General features: G+C 41.9%; 24 protein-coding genes. 2 read left to right on the top strand and 22 right to left on the bottom strand.

All coding sequences use genetic code 11. The annotated features are described in order from the left end of the window. Positions 1-12: 12 nt before the first annotated feature. From rplR to rpsL, 22 genes are all read right to left on the bottom strand, one after another. Positions 13-366 carry a 50S ribosomal protein L18 gene (gene rplR / locus ON006_RS28450; RefSeq protein ID WP_244821574.1) on the bottom strand — a complete coding sequence of 118 codons (354 nt, stop codon included), beginning with the start codon at positions 364-366 and terminating at the stop codon, positions 13-15. 48 nt (positions 367-414) lie between these two features. After that, positions 415-972 (bottom strand): 50S ribosomal protein L6, encoded by a 558-nt coding sequence (gene rplF / locus ON006_RS28445; RefSeq protein ID WP_244821573.1) that lies wholly within the window; start codon positions 970-972, stop codon positions 415-417. A 21-nt stretch (positions 973-993) separates the two neighbouring features. Continuing rightward, positions 994-1392: a 30S ribosomal protein S8 gene (rpsH, locus tag ON006_RS28440; protein ID WP_031528740.1), complete on the bottom strand. Its 399-nt coding sequence runs from the start codon at positions 1390-1392 to the stop codon at positions 994-996. A gap of 75 nt (positions 1393-1467) precedes the next feature. Next, positions 1468-1737, bottom strand: a complete 270-nt coding sequence (gene rpsN, locus ON006_RS28435) for a 30S ribosomal protein S14 (protein WP_138480892.1) — start codon at positions 1735-1737, stop codon at positions 1468-1470. A gap of 32 nt (positions 1738-1769) precedes the next feature. Next, entirely contained in the window at positions 1770-2324 is a 555-nt protein-coding gene (gene rplE, locus ON006_RS28430) for a 50S ribosomal protein L5 (protein WP_244821572.1), read from the bottom strand. Positions 2325-2397: 73 nt separating this feature from the next. Further along, the gene (gene rplX, locus ON006_RS28425; protein ID WP_244821571.1) at positions 2398-2739 is read right to left on the bottom strand and encodes a 50S ribosomal protein L24; all 342 of its coding nucleotides are present in this window, start codon (positions 2737-2739) and stop codon (positions 2398-2400) included. A gap of 48 nt (positions 2740-2787) precedes the next feature. Beyond that, positions 2788-3156, bottom strand: coding sequence for a 50S ribosomal protein L14 (rplN, locus tag ON006_RS28420; protein ID WP_026631237.1), 369 nt, complete (start codon positions 3154-3156; stop codon positions 2788-2790). Positions 3157-3158: 2 nt separating this feature from the next. Beyond that, positions 3159-3422, bottom strand: a complete 264-nt coding sequence (gene rpsQ / locus ON006_RS28415; protein WP_082217005.1) for a 30S ribosomal protein S17 — start codon at positions 3420-3422, stop codon at positions 3159-3161. A gap of 15 nt (positions 3423-3437) precedes the next feature. Then, positions 3438-3632 (bottom strand): 50S ribosomal protein L29, encoded by a 195-nt coding sequence (gene rpmC / locus ON006_RS28410; RefSeq protein WP_244821570.1) that lies wholly within the window; start codon positions 3630-3632, stop codon positions 3438-3440. Between the two features lie 41 nt (positions 3633-3673). Continuing rightward, the gene (gene rplP / locus ON006_RS28405) at positions 3674-4099 is read right to left on the bottom strand and encodes a 50S ribosomal protein L16 (RefSeq protein ID WP_138480884.1); all 426 of its coding nucleotides are present in this window, start codon (positions 4097-4099) and stop codon (positions 3674-3676) included. Between the two features lie 43 nt (positions 4100-4142). Then, positions 4143-4976, bottom strand: a complete 834-nt coding sequence (gene rpsC, locus ON006_RS28400) for a 30S ribosomal protein S3 (RefSeq protein WP_244821569.1) — start codon at positions 4974-4976, stop codon at positions 4143-4145. A gap of 19 nt (positions 4977-4995) precedes the next feature. Continuing rightward, positions 4996-5385, bottom strand: a complete 390-nt coding sequence (gene rplV, locus ON006_RS28395) for a 50S ribosomal protein L22 (protein WP_244821568.1) — start codon at positions 5383-5385, stop codon at positions 4996-4998. 52 nt (positions 5386-5437) lie between these two features. Next, complete coding sequence (gene rpsS, locus ON006_RS28390; protein ID WP_115830811.1) at positions 5438-5716, bottom strand: 30S ribosomal protein S19; 279 nt, start codon at positions 5714-5716, stop codon at positions 5438-5440. 9 nt (positions 5717-5725) lie between these two features. Next, positions 5726-6550: a 50S ribosomal protein L2 gene (rplB, locus tag ON006_RS28385; protein ID WP_244821567.1), complete on the bottom strand. Its 825-nt coding sequence runs from the start codon at positions 6548-6550 to the stop codon at positions 5726-5728. A 41-nt stretch (positions 6551-6591) separates the two neighbouring features. Further along, positions 6592-6879 carry a 50S ribosomal protein L23 gene (gene rplW / locus ON006_RS28380; protein WP_025764313.1) on the bottom strand — a complete coding sequence of 96 codons (288 nt, stop codon included), beginning with the start codon at positions 6877-6879 and terminating at the stop codon, positions 6592-6594. Positions 6880-6881: 2 nt separating this feature from the next. Continuing rightward, positions 6882-7511, bottom strand: coding sequence for a 50S ribosomal protein L4 (gene rplD, locus ON006_RS28375; protein WP_244821566.1), 630 nt, complete (start codon positions 7509-7511; stop codon positions 6882-6884). A gap of 5 nt (positions 7512-7516) precedes the next feature. Further along, entirely contained in the window at positions 7517-8137 is a 621-nt protein-coding gene (gene rplC, locus ON006_RS28370; RefSeq protein ID WP_244821565.1) for a 50S ribosomal protein L3, read from the bottom strand. 279 nt (positions 8138-8416) lie between these two features. Then, the gene (rpsJ, locus tag ON006_RS28365) at positions 8417-8722 is read right to left on the bottom strand and encodes a 30S ribosomal protein S10 (protein WP_015813787.1); all 306 of its coding nucleotides are present in this window, start codon (positions 8720-8722) and stop codon (positions 8417-8419) included. A 141-nt stretch (positions 8723-8863) separates the two neighbouring features. Next, complete coding sequence (gene fusA / locus ON006_RS28360) at positions 8864-10984, bottom strand: elongation factor G (protein ID WP_244821564.1); 2121 nt, start codon at positions 10982-10984, stop codon at positions 8864-8866. 194 nt (positions 10985-11178) lie between these two features. After that, positions 11179-12186 carry a hypothetical protein gene (locus ON006_RS28355; protein ID WP_244821563.1) on the bottom strand — a complete coding sequence of 336 codons (1008 nt, stop codon included), beginning with the start codon at positions 12184-12186 and terminating at the stop codon, positions 11179-11181. Between the two features lie 158 nt (positions 12187-12344). Then, positions 12345-12812, bottom strand: a complete 468-nt coding sequence (gene rpsG, locus ON006_RS28350; protein WP_244821562.1) for a 30S ribosomal protein S7 — start codon at positions 12810-12812, stop codon at positions 12345-12347. A gap of 117 nt (positions 12813-12929) precedes the next feature. Further along, complete coding sequence (rpsL, locus tag ON006_RS28345; protein ID WP_244821561.1) at positions 12930-13343, bottom strand: 30S ribosomal protein S12; 414 nt, start codon at positions 13341-13343, stop codon at positions 12930-12932. Between the two features lie 353 nt (positions 13344-13696). On the opposite strand from rpsL, the gene ON006_RS28340 reads away from it, so the two are divergent. Both ON006_RS28340 and ON006_RS28335 read left to right on the top strand, forming a co-directional pair. Then, positions 13697-15721 (top strand): CHU_0125 family OmpA-like outer membrane integrity protein, encoded by a 2025-nt coding sequence (locus tag ON006_RS28340; protein ID WP_510185782.1) that lies wholly within the window; start codon positions 13697-13699, stop codon positions 15719-15721. Positions 15722-15856: 135 nt separating this feature from the next. After that, the gene (locus tag ON006_RS28335) at positions 15857-17056 is read left to right on the top strand and encodes a deoxyribodipyrimidine photo-lyase (protein WP_244821559.1); all 1200 of its coding nucleotides are present in this window, start codon (positions 15857-15859) and stop codon (positions 17054-17056) included. The last annotated feature ends 87 nt before the right edge of the window (positions 17057-17143 follow it).

The following is a 17143-nucleotide window of genomic DNA, read 5'->3' as shown; positions in this document are numbered from 1 at the left end:
TCTTTGTTATACTTAGAATTTCAGGCCACCCTCACGAGCTCCTTCGGCCAATGCTTTTACTTTTCCATGATACAAATATCCGTTACGATCAAAAACTACCGCCTGAATACCTGCTTCCTGTGCCTTTTCAGCTATTTTCTTTCCTACCTGAAGAGCAACTTCAACATTAGAGTTTTCTTTTCTTCCTCCCAGGTCAACGGATGATGCACTCGCAAGAGTAACACCATTAATATCATCTATAATTTGCGCGTAAATGCTGGTGTTCGAACGGAAAACCGATAAACGGGGGCGTTCAGAACTGCCTTTCACTTTCTTCCGAATGTGAAATTTTAAGCGTTGTCTTCTATCTGCTTTTGCGTTAGCCATTTTTAATCTTATCTAACTTTGTTTATAACATTACTACGTGGCAACGCACTACTTCTTAGAGGCAGACTTACCTGCTTTACGACGAACTACTTCACCAACAAAACGTATACCTTTTCCTTTATAAGGCTCGACTTTACGCAACGATTTAATTTTCGCAGCTACTGAACCTATCAGCTCCTTGTCAATTCCTTCCAAAATCACTTTTGGATTCTGACCTTTTTCAGAAGTAGTTGTCAATTTAATTTCTGTAGGTATCGCCATGAAAATATTATGAGAGTAACCTAATTGCAACTCCAACACATTATTAGCAGCACTGGCTTTATAACCTACACCAATAATCTCTAACTCCTTCTTGTATCCAGCATCTACTCCAATCACCATGTTATTGATAAGAGAGCGATACAGTCCGTGCAAAGCCTTGTGGCGCTTTTGCTCGGTTGGACGGGTAACTTTCAGTTCGTTACCTTCAATCTCCACAGTGATATCGCTATCTACTGCTTGTGAAAGTGACCCCTTAGGTCCTTTTACCGACACTACGTTACCTTCCGCAACAGACACCGAAACGCCTGCCGGTAAAACGATAACTTTATTTCCTATTCGTGACATTTCCTGAATAACTTTAAAATATTAATACACGAAACATAACACTTCACCACCAACATTGAGTGTTTTAGCTTCTTTATCCGTCATTACACCCTTAGATGTAGAGATAATCACTGTACCTAAACCACCTAGAACGCGGGGTAATGTTGATGAACCTGAATATTTACGCAGTCCAGGCTTACTAACCCTCTCCAATTTAACAATTGCAGATTGCTTTGTCACAGGATTGTATTTCAGAGCTATTTTGATCGTTCCCTGAGGACCTACTTCATCAAATTTATAACTCTGAATATACCCTTTATCAAAAAGTACTTTTGTAATCTCTTTTTTTATGTTGGATGCAGGTATCTCAACAACCCTGTGCTTCGCTTTGATAGCGTTTCTGAGTCTCGTCAGATAGTCTGCTATGGGATCCGTTAACATTTTTATGCCTAGTTTAAACACCCCTTTTAAACGGGAGTGCAAAGTTAAGTAATTGAAATCAGAATTGAAAGTATCTTACCAACTTGATTTTGTAACACCCGGAATTTTTCCATCAGAGGCCATGTCCCGGAACAGAACTCTCGAAATCCCGAATTTTCGCATATATCCACGAGGTCTTCCCGTGATTTTGCATCGGTTATGCAGACGAACAGGAGAAGAGTTACGTGGTAACTTGTCAAGACCCACCCAATCACCAGCTGCTTTCAACTTCGTACGCTTCTCAGCATAACGAGCAACTAGCTCTTGTCTTTTTCTCTCCCGTGCTTTAACTGATTCTTTTGCCATTGTCGGTAAATATCTTATATTAAGAATTATCCTTATTTATTCACATTAGTAAAGGGCATACCCAGTGCTTTCAACAACTCATAACTTTCTTCGTCTGAATTGGTTGAAGTAACAAATGTGATATCCATTCCTGTAATTTTATTCACCTTTTCGATGCTTATTTCAGGAAATATAATTTGCTCTTTAACACCAAACGTGTAGTTACCGCGTCCATCAAAACCCTTATCGCTGATACCTTTAAAGTCTCTAACACGGGGCATTGCGATAGCTGTCAAACGATCCAGAAACTCATACATACGATCTCCGCGCAAAGTAACTTTCGCTCCAATCGGCATGTTCTCACGCAGTTTGAAGTTCGAAACCGCCTTTTTAGAAATAGTTGCAATCGCTTTCTGTCCTGTGATTAGGCTTAGCTCTTCAACCCCTGTATCAACAAGCTTCTTATCCGCTACTGCTGCACCGATACCTTTATTGATAACGATTTTGGTCAGGCGAGGAACCTGCATGCTTGATTTGTACTGAAATTTTTCCTTCAGCTGCGAAACAACTTCGCTTACGTATTTTTCTTTTAGTCTTGGCTGTGCCATTTTTTTAAATTTATTATCGTGGATTACCGACCCACTGCTTAATTATAAATTCAACTAATTCTGAAATTGTGGACTACAAAATGTTTCCAGTCTTTTTCGAATACCGTTGCAACTTTCCTTTATCGTCAGCTTTACGGCCAGTTCTTGTTGCTTCTCCTGTTTTAGGATCTACAACCATCAGGTTGCTGATATGAATAGCACCTTCGCGTTTTTCAATACTACCCTGAGGATTTTGTGCATTAGGTTTCACATGTTTTGTGATCAAATTCACTCCTTCAACAGTAGCTCTTAGCTTTTCTACAAGCACTTTCTTAATTACACCTGTCTCGCCCTTTGCGTTACCTGAAATTACCTTCACAGTGTCTCCACTGCGAACATGCAATTTAGCTGGTGCCTTTTTATTTTTACTTTCCATTTGAGGTATTCTCTTTTCAGTTTAAAGAAATACTTACACTTTGATTTCTTACAACACTTCAGGTGCCAATGATACAATCTTCATAAACTGCTTTTCGCGCAGCTCCCGTGCAACCGGGCCAAAGATACGTGTACCACGAGGTTCATCATTGTTGTTCAATAAAACTGCCGCGTTATCTTCAAACCGGATATAAGTACCATCCTTACGTCGTACTTCCTTTTTGGTTCGTACCACAACGGCTTTTGAAACCGTTCCTTTTTTCATATTGCTCGAAGAAAGAGCAGACTTTACTGTTACGACGATCTTATCGCCTACTGAGGCATAGCGTTTGCCAGTTCCACCAAGTACACGAATTACGAGTACTTCCTTCGCTCCACTGTTGTCTGCTACCGACAGTCTTGATTCTTGCTGTACCATTGTTACTTAGCTCTTTCAAGGATTTCTACTAATCTCCAACGCTTATTTTTACTTAGCGGACGAGTTTCCATCACACGGATCGTATCACCGATTCCCACCTGATTTGTTTCGTCATGCACCATTAGCTTGGTAGTTTTAGTCATAAACTTACCATACTTGGCATGCTTCACTTTACGCTCAACAGTGATCACACAGGATTTCTCCATTTTGTTGCTCACTACTTTGCCTACTCTTTCTTTACGTAAATTTCTTTCTGTTGCCTCCATAATTTCTAAACTGATTTACTGTTGGTTAGTTTTAGCCGACAGCTCTGTTAAGAGTCTTGCAATTTCCTTACGTGAGGCGCGAATACGCAAAGGGTTTTCGATTGGAGAAATAGCGTGAGCAAATTTCAACCTTAGTAAGCGCTCTCTCTCTTGGGCGATCTGCTCTTTAAGCTGATCTTGCGACAGATCCTTTATTTCTTTACTAGTCATTGCTTTAAATAATTAGCGTTCTTAATACATTTGGGATAACCCTATTCCTGATAATCCCGACGTACCACGAACTTGGTTTTAATTGGCAACTTTTGTGCAGCCAAACGCAATGCTTCATTTGCGGTATCCAGTGCAACACCAGTCGCTTCGAAGATGATTGTACCCGGCTTAACTGGAGCTACCCAATATTCAGGAGCACCCTTACCTTTACCCATACGAACCTCTGCAGGTTTTTTGGTAATTGGCTTGTCTGGGAAAACACGGATCCAAACCTGACCTTCGCGTTTCATAGCACGTGTTACCGAGATACGGGCCGCTTCAATCTGGCGTGCAGTCAACCAACCTGGTTCAAGAGCTTTGATAGCAAATGATCCGAAAGCGATCTCATGTCCACGAGTTGCCAGACCGTTATATGATCCTTTTCCCTTTTGTTGCTTGCGAAATTTTGTCCTTTTCGGCTGTAACATGATTCTAATCTATTTGACCCGGCCTAAACCGGAAAATGTCTGATTACTTCTTCTTATTCTTATTTCTTTTGCGACGGTCGGCTTCACTTCCGCCTCCTCCGCCTTCACCGCGAGGAGCACCATCGTTTCCACCGCGACCACCTCTTCTGTCTCTGCCGCCACGATCATTTCCACCGCGATCGCTTCCGCCAGATGCACTTCTTTCAGCTCTGTCAGAAGCAGCTGTTGCTGCACTTGGAGTCAAATCACGCTTTCCGTACAACTCACCTTTGAAGATCCAAACTTTGATACCTATTTTTCCATAGATAGTTTGAGCTTCTGAAATTGCGTAGTCGATATCTGCTCTCAATGTATGAAGCGGTATACGACCTTCTTTATACTCTTCCGTACGTGCCATCTCTGCACCACCCAGACGTCCCGCGAGACGAATCTTAATTCCCTGGGTTCCTACACGCATAGCGGATGCAATTGATTGCTTCATTGCTCTACGGTAAGAGATACGAGCCTGCAATTGTTGAGCGATTGCCTCACCTACCAATTTAGCATCGATCTCAGGACGTTTGATCTCGTAGATGTTAATCTGAACATCCTTTCCTGTGATCTTCTTAAGCTCTTCTTTAATTTTATCAACTTCGCTACCACCTTTACCAATTACAATTCCCGGACGGGCAGTATGGATGGTCAATGTGATACGTTTTAGCGTACGTTCGATAACTACTTTTGAAATCGATCCTTTTGGGATACGCGCTTTGATGTAGTTACGGATTTTTTCGTCCTCAACTAATTTGTCAGAGAAGTCCTTTCCTCCATACCAACTTGACTCCCATCCTCTAACAATTCCTAGTCTCAGACCTATAGGATTAACCTTTTGTCCCATTCGATATAGATCGTTTTACTTATGATTCGGTGATTACTGCTTGTTTATCTGCACCAGAGGTCGAAACCGACGCGTCGTCTATCACGATTGTAATGTGGTTCGACCGCTTACGGATTCTGTGTGCTCTTCCTTGAGGTGCAGGGCGCAAGCGCTTTAACATACGTCCACCGTCTATAAATACGGTTTTAACAATAAGATCTGCGTCTTCCAGCTTCGCATCTTCATTCAATTGTTGCCAGTTGGCTACAGCAGAAAGTAAAACTTTATGCAAAACTGGTGAAGAGGCTCTTGGTTGAAACTTTAAAAGTGCCAACGCTTTGCTGACCTTTTGTCCGCGAATCATGTCGGCTACTAATCTCATCTTCCGAGGAGAAGTAGGCACATCTTTTAATATAGCTCTTGCTTCCATGTTCTTTCAGATATAGGCTCGTTCTTGTTCAGAACCAGCTATCGTCGACTAATTATTTTCTACCTTTATCTTTTTTTGCTGTGTGGCCACGGAAGTTACGTGTTGGAGAAAACTCTCCCAGTTTGTGACCAACCATGTTCTCAGTTACATAAACAGGGATAAACTTGTTTCCGTTATGAACCGCAAATGTATGCCCGATAAAATCAGGCGAAATCATTGAGCGTCGAGACCATGTTTTGATAACTGACTTGCGAGCAGCACTGTTCATCACAGTTACTTTATTCTCAAGACGAAAGTCGATATACGGTCCTTTTTTTAATGAGCGTGCCATGTTATACTATTATTTTTTACGACGGCTGATAATCAATTTCTCAGAATGCTTATTACGGTCACGAGTTTTGAGACCCTTTGCAAATTGACCATTTCTTGACCGAGGCTGCCCTCCGGACGAACGGCCCTCACCACCACCCATTGGGTGATCGACTGGGTTCATTGCAACACCACGTACACGTGGACGACGACCTAACCATCTTCTGCGACCTGCTTTACCCAAAGCAACATTCATGTGACTTGCATTGGATACAGTTCCAACAGTAGCGATGCAAGTAGAAAGGATCATTCTCATTTCGCCAGAAGGCATTTTAAGAACTGCATATTTGCCTTCTCTTGCTACAAGTTGTGCATAAGCTCCTGCGCTTCTTGCAAACTGGCCTCCTTTGCCAGGAGTAAGCTCAATGTTGTGAACAATTGTACCGATAGGCATTGCACTTAATGGAAGTGCGTTTCCAACTTCGGGAGCAACTGAATTACCAGAAACAATTACCTGCCCAACTTTCAATCCGTTAGGAGCAATGATGTATCTTTTTTCCTGATCTTCAAACTGAACAAGGGCGATGCGCGCTGAACGGTTTGGATCATATTCTATTGTAAGAACGGTAGCCGGTGCATCGAAGCGATTTCTTTTGAAATCTATAACACGATACTTCCTTTTATGACCACCACCTATATATCGCATGGTCATGTGTCCCTGGCTATTACGACCACCCGTTCTCTTGATGGTTTCCAGAAGACTTTTCTCAGGTTTCGCTGTTGTGATCTCCTCAAATGTAGGAGCCGAGCGGAAACGCTGACCAGCACTTGTCGGTTTTAATTTTTTAACTGCCATTTGCTATTAACTCGTCAAAGATTTGAATCGCTCAACTATTCTTATGCTTCACCGTAGATATCGATGATCTCGCCTTCAGCTACCGTTACAATAGCCTTCTTGATAGTTGACGTTTTTCCACTTACAAATTTACCTCCCGAAGTGCGGGATTTACTTTTACCAATGCTGCGCATGGTGTGAACGCTTTCTACGGTAACCCCGAACAGTTTTTCAATAGCCTTTTTGATCTCTACTTTATTAGAAGTAAGGGACACTTCGAAGGCATATTTTCCTTGACCACCCTGAGCCGTTACCTTTTCGGTTATAATCGGACGTTTCAGTACACTCATCGTTATTTGTTCAATTGGGTTTCCAAAATAGACAGAGCAGATTCACTTATCAAAAGACGGTCTGCATACATCAGGTCATAAGTATTGACCGCGTCCACTGTTGTAACTTTTGCTTTTGGAATGTTACGGCTTGACAGATATACATTGCTGTCAACAGATGGAAGAATCAGTAATGTCTTTGTATTCACTAATGAAAGCGAGTTCAAAACATTCAAATACGATTTTGTTTTCGGGGCATCAAATGAAAATGCTTCAAGAACTGAAATCGAATCAGATTTAGCTTTGGCAGAAAAAGCCGACTTACGAGCCAATGCTTTTACTTTCTTGTTGATTTTAAAACCATAGTCACGAGGTCTTGGTCCGAATATACGACCACCACCTACAAACACAGGAGATTTAATGCTACCTGCACGGGCACCACCGGTTCCCTTTTGACGTTTGATTTTACGAGTAGAGTGATTCACCTCTGCACGTTCCTTAGACTTGTGCGTGCCTTGGCGTTGGTTAGCCAGGTACAGCTTCACATCGAGATAGATCGCATGGGTGTTCGGTTCAATGCCAAAGATCTCCTCCGACACACTTACCTTCTTCCCGGTATCTTCTCCTTTTATATTTAATACGGACAGTTCCATTGGTACTATTTCTCAATGATTAGAAATGAATTCTTTGAACCCGGTACAGAGCCACTTACAACCAAAAGGTTTTGCTCAGGTATCACTTTCAGAATACGTAAATTCTGAATTTTTACACGATTGTTACCCATGCGTCCACCCATACGAATGCCTTTAAATACGCGTGATGGGAATGAACAGGCACCAATCGAACCTGGGTGGCGGGCTCTGTTGTGCTGACCGTGAGTCTGACCTCCTACCCCGGCGAAACCATGGCGTTTTACAACACCCTGAAAACCGCGGCCTTTGGCAGATCCAACAACGTCAACAAACTCACCTTCTTCAAAGATATCCTGTACGGATAATGAAGTTCCAAGTTCATGCTCCACTTCGAATTCCTTAAACTCAACCAATTTTTGCTTGGGAGTTGTGTTGGCTTTTTTGAAGTGACCAATCATAGGCTGTGAAGAGCTTTTCTCTTTCTTCTCTCCAAAACCTAGTTGGATAGCTTTATAGCCATCCTTTTCTTCGGACCTAACTTGTGTAACAACACAAGGACCAGCTTGGATCACAGTACATGCCAGAGCCTGCCCGTCAGCATTGTACAAACTAGTCATTCCGATTTTCTTACCTATTAAACCAGACATGTTTTGAAATTAAAATTAGCAGGTAAAACCCTTATTCTTTAAAACGGACTGCAAAGGTAAAAAATCAATTTTTAGTATCCTAGCAGTATTAAAATATTTCTCGCTGATTATCAGCAAAAAAGGTCAGATGTTGAACACATCTGACCTCCGTTTTCCGAAACCTGAAAGCTTCCCGTTAAGAAAGTACTTCTTTTGTTTCTTCTGAGCTCAGATGTGGTTTCCGGAGACCGGACCTTCATCCAATTTATATTCTTGACTTAATCAAATAAGTCGCTTAAACTACACTTTAATCTCTACGTCAACCCCGCTTGGCAATTCAAGTTTCATCAGGGCATCAACTGTTTTTGCGCTAGTAGAGAAGATATCAACCAAACGTTTGTAAGTACAAAGCTGGAATTGTTCTCTTGACTTCTTGTTAACGTGTGGAGAACGAAGAACAGTAAACTTCTCTGTCTTTGTTGGCAAAGGAATTGGGCCACTTACAACCGCTCCTGTAGCCTTTACTGCTTTTACAATCTTCTCAGCTGACTTGTCAACCAGATTGTGGTCAAACGACCTTAGTTTGATACGAATTTTTTGATTCATCTTTCTTTATTATTTCCGGTTCTGAGAATACTTGAACGAAACTTGTTCCGACAATCCACAAGTGAAAGAACCATTTACTTCACTTGCTTAATATTTATAAATAAAATGGTGTGTGTTAACTGAATAACACACACCAATGTTTTATGCTTTAACTAAGCCTTTCGCTTTTTCAATTACCTGTTCTGCGATATTGTTTGGAACGATTTCGTAGTATGCAAATGTCAAAGAAGCAGTAGCGCGTCCGGATGACATTGTACGAAGATCTGTTACATATCCGAAAAGTTCAGACAACGGAACATCACATTTGATAACCTGCGCTCCATTACGTGAATCCATACCTCTCATCAAACCACGACGACGGTTAAGGTCACCTGTGATAGGTCCTGTGTACTCATCAGGTGTAAGCACTTCTACGTGCATAATCGGCTCCATCAATTTAGAACCCGCATGACGTGCAGCTTCTTTGAACCCAATTTTAGCCGCCAATTCGAAGGATAGTGCATCTGAATCGACATCGTGGAATGAACCGTGGAACAAACGCACTCTCATTGAATCCAAAGGATATCCTGCAAGAGCACCATTTGACATAGAAGCTTCAAAACCTTTTTGTATCGGAGCGATAAATTCACGAGGAATAGTACCACCTACGATCTGGTTAACAAACTGCAAACCTGTTTTTGGTTCTTTGCCTTCTTCGTTATCGTCACGTGGTCCGATTTCGAATACGATATCGGCAAACTTACCGCGACCACCTGTTTGCTTCTTGTAAACTTCACGGTGTTCAAAATTCTTAGTAAGAATCTCTTTGTAAGCTACCTGAGGAGCACCTTGGTTTACTTCCACTTTGAACTCACGACGCATACGATCGATGATGATTTCAAGGTGAAGCTCACCCATTCCTTTAATGATCGTCTGTCCGGTTTCTTCGTTACTTTCAACTTGCAACGTAGGATCTTCCTCGATCAATTTAGTAATAGCCTTAGAGAAGTTATCGCTGTCAGCCGCTTTCTTAGGCTCGATAGCATAACCGATTACCGGCTCAGGGAACACCATTGATTCAAGAATAATTGGATTCTTTTCATCAGATAATGTATCACCAGTCTTAATATCCTTGAAACCTACAACCGCTCCAATATCACCCGCTTCAAGACGATCAATTTGATTTTGCTTGTTAGCATGCATTTGGAAAATACGAGAGATACGCTCCTTGTTTCCTGAACGGTTGTTCAAGATGTAAGAACCCGAATCAAGGTATCCTGAGTAGGAGCGAATAAAACAAAGACGTCCTACATAAGGGTCAGTTGCAATCTTAAATGCTAATGCACAGAAAGGATCAGAATCCGTTGGTTGACGTGAAATTTCAAGCCCCGTACGCGGATCAGTCCCTATAATGCTTTCGCGATCCTGAGGTGAAGGCAAAATAGCCATCACGTAATCAAGCATCGTTTGAACACCTTTGTTTTTGAATGAAGAACCGCAAACCATAGGAACGATTTTCATGCTGATCGTTGCTGCACGTAAAGCCGCAAGAATTTCGTCTTCTGAAATTGAAGTTGGATCTTCAAAGTATTTTTCCATTAAAGTGTCGTCGAATTCGGCAACAGCTTCAAGTAATTTTTCTCTCCATTCAGTTGCTTCCTCAAGCATATCATCAGGAATAGGAACTTCCCTGAAAGTCATCCCTTTATCTTCTTCATTCCATTCGATGCCACGGAAGTTTACCAAGTCGACTACACCCCTGAAAGAATCTTCAGCACCAATCGGCAATTGAAGAGGAACAGCGTAGCTTCCAAGCATTTCTTTAACCTGTGTACAAACTTTCAAAAAGTCTGCACCGGAACGGTCCATTTTATTTACGAAACCGATACGCGCAACGTTGTAATTGTTAGCCAGACGCCAGTTAGTTTCAGATTGAGGCTCAACACCATCAACCGCACTAAAAAGGAATACAAGACCATCCAATACACGAAGTGAGCGATTTACTTCAACTGTAAAGTCAACGTGCCCCGGTGTATCGATAATGTTAATATGATATTTCTCACCACGGTAGTTCCAATCAACAGTTGTAGCAGCTGACGTAATTGTAATACCACGCTCTTGCTCCTGCTCCATCCAGTCCATTGTAGCAGCACCATCATGTACTTCTCCAATTTTGTGGCTTACCCCTGCGTAATAAAGGATACGCTCCGTTGTGGTTGTCTTACCTGCATCAATGTGCGCAGCAATACCAATGTTTCTTGTTAATCTTAGATCACGTGCCATGACAGATGGTGATGTGTTATTTTATATTCGATGTGCAATTCAATCCGAAGCATTTTGAACTTTTTGAAGACTACAAAACACAGTGCTTCCAAAAATTCAGAGCGCAAAAGTATAAATTGTTGATTATAAAAACAATTATGAGGAGGTTAATTTTTTATTTAATTCAAAAACAGATGACAAAATTTACAGATGACTCAGTGGCACACCTTAAATTCAGCTGTACTATCCCGTTTCCAATCCACTGTACTGACCATGGACATAGAGCTAACACAAATGGTTTTAATGTTGGTGGCAAAAAGATAGCATTCTTTTAATTCCTTGTTTTGACTAAGATCAATAGCGATTTGGGTCCAGTTGGTCTGCCCATCCACCATCACCCGTTTTAATTTTACCGCTTTAGTTAAGTCAATTGACAATTTATTGGGATCTATAATATGAGCCTCCTCTAGTTCAGTGTGTTTACTAAAATCGAGGTCAACCACTCCATCACAATACACATGAAGAATCCTCAGAGCAGGATACTTACTTATTTTCGCTCCATGAAGCTCTTTACCGCATTTCATGATCTCCAATTTTGGATGATCTCCTAATGTCAAGTTCGACAATGCACCCATGGTTGTAATCATTTTCAATTCTTTACAACCAGAAACATCAAGACTTCGTATCCCAAAGTTGGTAATCAATTGCAACGAGTTAAGCAACTTAAGGTCACCGATGTTAAAGGACTTTACCTGACTACTTTCCAGCCTCAAATGTCTTAGACTATTAACTTTTCCAAAGTTTAATACACTAAGAGTAGTGCAAAACATACAATGAGCGGCAGGCTGATAGTCAAAATATTGAAGCTTTTTATTCTGGCTAAAGTCTAATGTATCAACCGTCAAGCCCTTACTGCTAAAATACCGGAGGTTTGTAAACCCGTCAATCCCTTTCAACGAAGTACTTACCCCAATCGGCTCACTTATGATCAAAGTATCAACTTCTTTAATGTCCCGATACAAAACAAATCCGTCCGGTACAGCAACCGGATCTATCTTCTGTTTGATAAGGTACGACTCGAAGTTGGAAGACAATGCAATTTTGGAAGTATCTGTGTATGCTCTCTCAGGAGCGACAACAACTGGATCAACCTCCTTCTTATCCTTTTTACAGGCCAAAAATAGAGTGGAAAGACATAGTAGAAAAAGATAAAGAATTCGCATAATAACAGATGACCGGTTTGTTAATGAGTAGCTATGTAAGTGGTTGAAAATTATTCAATTTGCCAGTCATAAGCAAAAGATATCAACTTTCAGTTACAAACAAAAAGCCGGATACTGCAAATGCAGCATCCGGCTTGATATTATTAACTTCGGACTCCCTAGAACCTGAAGTGTGAGAACGCCTTGTTGGCATCTGCCATACGGTGCGTATCGTCTTTCTTTTTTACAGCAGCTCCTTCACCTTTTGCAGCGGCGATAATTTCACCTGCCAAACGGTCAACCATTGTTTTTTCTCCGCGTTTACGGGAGTAGTTGATCAACCATTTCATCCCCAATGATTGCTTACGCTCAGGACGAACTTCGGTTGGAACCTGAAAAGTAGCACCACCTACACGGCGGCTTTTTACTTCAACAGATGGAGTTACATTGTTCAATGCTTTTTTCCATGTTTCAAGACCGTTTTCGCTGGTCTTTTTCTCAACTAATGCCAAAGCATCGTAGAAAATGGTAAATGCAATGCTCTTCTTTCCTTCGAACATCAGGTTGTTAACAAACTTGGTCACCTGAACATCCCTGAACTTCGGATCAGGAAGGATATATCTTTTCTTTGGTTTCGACTTTCTCATTTTGTCTTAATTTTTTTACACGAGGTTTCGTTTTGCAACTTATTCACCCGGAACAAAACCCGGATTACTTCCCTTTTATCAGATTAATTACTTAATAAAAGCAGAGAGAGTTACTTTTTATTTTTTCTTACCTTTTGTTGGCGCTGCCTGAACTTGTCCTGGTTTTGGACGCTTAGCACCATACTTAGAACGACGTTGTTTACGTCCGTTAACACCAGCGGTATCCAATGCACCACGAATAATGTGGTAACGAACACCTGGTAAATCTTTCACACGACCACCGCGGATCAAAACGATCGAGTGCTCTTGCAGGTTGTGGCCTTCTCCTGGGATGTAGGCATTCACCTCTTTGTTGTTGGAAAGACGAACACGGGCTACTTTACGAAGAGCGGAGTTCGGTTTCTTTGGCGTTGTAGTGTACACCCTGGTGCACACACCCCTACGCTGAGGGCAGGAATCCAAAGCCGGCGACTTGGATTTCCATGTAATGGTCTCTCTACCTTTACGGACTAATTGTGAAATAGTTGGCATTTAACAAATTGATTTTGACTAGGTTACTTTACCAGTCTATTGTTATATAAACAGTTTTCCCGAAAAATCGGACTGCAAAAGTAAGAAACTCGCATTGATTTACAAACTGTTAGTATATTTTTTTACAAAAGCGTTTAAAACAAACTATTGGTATATATTTGAGAACAATGGTTCATGTTATATTGGCTGGTGCATACCTGAGGCCAATTTTGGGTAAAAAAAACACGAAGTAACTGGCTGAATAAAAATCTTCATGTATAATATCCGGAATTTTATTTCCAAACGTTGTTTATTAGTATTGCTTTTCAAAAACCCATTGTGCGCGTCGATCGTTTGATTTTATACTTTACATTATGAAACTTTTGCGAAGTCATTTAACCCTCATACTTTGTCTGGTTACAATAAGTGTGTACCTCTCTGGCTGCAACTCAGCTATGCAAGCTTACAAGGACGGGCAAAAGAAATTTTCAAACGGAGAATATGAACTTGCCATTAAAGGATTTCAGAAAGCTGCCGCGGCGAATTACGAGCCCTTGAAAACCAACTACCTCATCGCGGAGTCATACCGGCTCTCCAACCGCTTCAAAGAATCTATACCTTATTATCAAAAAGCGCTGGATGGTGGCCTGGTTAGTCCTGACGCAAAATTTCAATATGCATATGCCTTAAAGACCAATGGTCAGTATGCAGAAGCAGCCACTCAATTTGCGGCTTTTGCAAAAGACACAGCCGGTGCCAAGAATTTGCAGGAAAGAGCATTGCGAGAAGTTGAAATTCTCAGAATTGCAGATCGTCTCAAAACTGAGAAAATGGAGGTTGAACTGAAAGATATCCCGCTTAATACAGCAGGTTCTGAATTTTCGCCGACCATCCTAGGCAGCGAGCTGGTATTTTCCTCTTCAAAAAAGGACCAGATCTATAAAAACAATGGCCAGGCAATGTTGGGTCTTTACAAAGTATCCATCTCGCAAGATGCAGGCACCACACAAGGCACTCCCGTCCTATTCAGCAAGGAAATATTTGCCGGGGATGCCAATGAAGCCTCTCCAGCATTTTCACCTGACGGTAAGACCCTCGTTTTTGCCCGTGGAAACAATGGTAAAAAGAAAGGCACACTCGATGTCGATCTTTATATGAGCCGCAATGTGGGAGGTCAATGGACCATTCCAGCTATTCTGCCTATCAATGATTCTCTTTCATGGGACGGCTCGCCGGCTTTCTCGCGAGACGGTAAAACGCTTTACTTCGCCTCCAACCGCGCAGGCGGAGCAGGTGGGATAGACCTTTACCGTACCAATATGGACGCCTCGGGACGTTTCAGCAAACCTGTAAACATGGGCAGGGACATTAATACCGCAGGCGACGAAATGTTTCCATATGTAGCCGAAGGAGGAAAACTCTATTTCGCTTCAGATGGCCATCCGGGATTAGGCAAGCTCGATCTTTTCTCTGCAACCCGTACCCAAGGAGTAATATCTATTGAAAACCTGGGACTGCCTTTTAATAGTCCACAGGATGATTTCGGTTTGGTATTTTACCAAAATCTCAAAAAAGGCTTTTTTGCATCCAATCGTGATGGTGGCAAAGGAGATGATGACATTTACTACTTCGCGTCACCTGAGGAGCCTGACAGTACCACCGTTGCTCAAAACAACGATCCCAATAATCCTCTTAATCCCAACAACCCGAACTATATTAATGGAAAGCCGAAAGTTGTCCGGTATTTCCTCGGAGGTAATGTTGTTTCAAACTCACAAAGTCAGACCCCGATCGATTCGGCTATTATCCATATTTTACCAGATACCTCGGACACACAAATTGCCCAGTTGCCGTCCAATTCCGAAGGTAAATTTGGAAAACAGCCCGTCGAAGAAGGTAAGTCTTACTCATTGCTGGTAGAAAGAAAAGGCTATATCAGCAAACGTGAGCCATTCTCAATGAACGGACGCTCTATTCCCCCGATCTTTTTATCCAAAGAATTGACTGATACGACATTCAATGTGACGATCAAACTGGACAAGCTGGAATTGAACAAGACATTCGTTCTGGAAAACATTTATTATGATTTGAATAAATACAATATCCGATCCGACGCCGCGATAGAACTCGACAAACTGGTTCAGATCCTGAAAGATAACCCGACGATGAAGATCGAATTGAGTTCTCATACAGATGCACGTGCGACGGACGCATATAACATGACATTGTCTCAAAACAGGGCAGAATCAGCTGTTACTTATCTTAATACCAAAGGAATAGACGCCGACAGAATGGTAGCCAAAGGTTATGGGGAACGAGAACTCATTGTTCCGAATGCGAAAACAGAAGAAGAGCATCAGCGAAACAGGAGGACAGAATTCACGATTCTCAGTTACTGATATTTTTCTCAAAGATCATCTCCTGCCGCCGCGGAACACTAGTTCCGGGGCGGCATTTTTATGATACCCCGGGTCAAATTTTGTATTATTGCACTTTTAAAATATTAAGCTTACAGTTAATTACCATCTTCGTTAATGGCTCAGCGCATCATTTATTGGTTCAGGAACGACCTGCGTTTACATGACAATGAAGCATTATTTAATGCCTCCAAATCAGCAAATGAAATTGTCCCTGTGTACGTTTTTGACATCCGACAGTTCGACAAAACAAGACTAGGATTCAGGAGAACAGGTGCATTACGGGCACAGTTTCTCATAGAAGCGGTGATTGATCTCAGAAATCGCCTGAGAGAAAAAGGGGGTGATCTGCTGATCAGGATCGGTGACCCGGAAAAAATCATTGCCCAACTCGCAGAAGACTATGCCGCTGAATATGTTTTCACAAGCAAAGAAATAGCACCTGAGGAAACCCGGATAGAATCATCGCTTAGCAAAAACCTGAAAGTTGCTAATGTAGACATCAAGCTGTATTGGATGGATACATTGCTGCATGCGGTCGATTTGCCATTTTCTATTTCCAAGTTACCGCCGAATTTCGCCGGGTTTTCTGATCAGCTTAAAGATCATTTGACAATTAAAGGGCCATTTCCTGAGGCTGAAAAGATCACATTACCTCAGGAATATGAAGCCGGATCGATTCCGTCATTGCCTGCCCTTGGAATTGACCCCAATGAGATCGTATCAACTGTGCCCGATTTGAACCCCAAATTGCCAGGCGGAGAATCCACAGCGCTCAAATTACTGGACGACTACATTCAAATGTACATCCGTGGTAAGCAACGATTCGACACGAATGATCCGCTTACCGACACACGGCTGTCGGACTGGCTATCGCTGGGATGTATTTCTGCGAGATACATTTATGACAGGGTTAAATCCGCCCAGTCGGGAAATGTCAATGAAGAACAAATGCTTCATAACCTGCTTGCAAGAGACTTTTTCCATTGGACATTGCTTCGGTATGGCCCGCGCATGTTCAAACCAAGCGGTGTTAAACACGAATTTTCGAAACGCTGGGCTAATGATAATGAGGTTTTCGAAAAGTGGACAAACGCTGAAACAAGCAACGCCGATGTCAATACGGTCATCAAAAAACTGAATAGTGTCGGTTATCTCACGTCGGCTGAGCGTGAAACCGCTTCCAGCTACTTGGTCGATGAGCTGGGCGTTAACTGGACATGGGGCGCCATGTATTTTGAAAGTCACCTAATCGACTATGAAGCGTCTGTAAACTGGGGAAGGTGGAATAACATTGCCGGTGTTGGTGAAATCTGAAAATCTCATTATCAAAACCCTTCATCCGGCCCGAATACGGCATAAATGTGTGAACAGCCGGTTGTGTAGTTTTTCTTAAAGATTTTG

The organism is Dyadobacter pollutisoli, assembly GCF_026625565.1.
Classification (GTDB): domain Bacteria; phylum Bacteroidota; class Bacteroidia; order Cytophagales; family Spirosomataceae; genus Dyadobacter; species Dyadobacter pollutisoli.
This window is presented reverse-complemented; position numbering and strand designations above follow the sequence as displayed.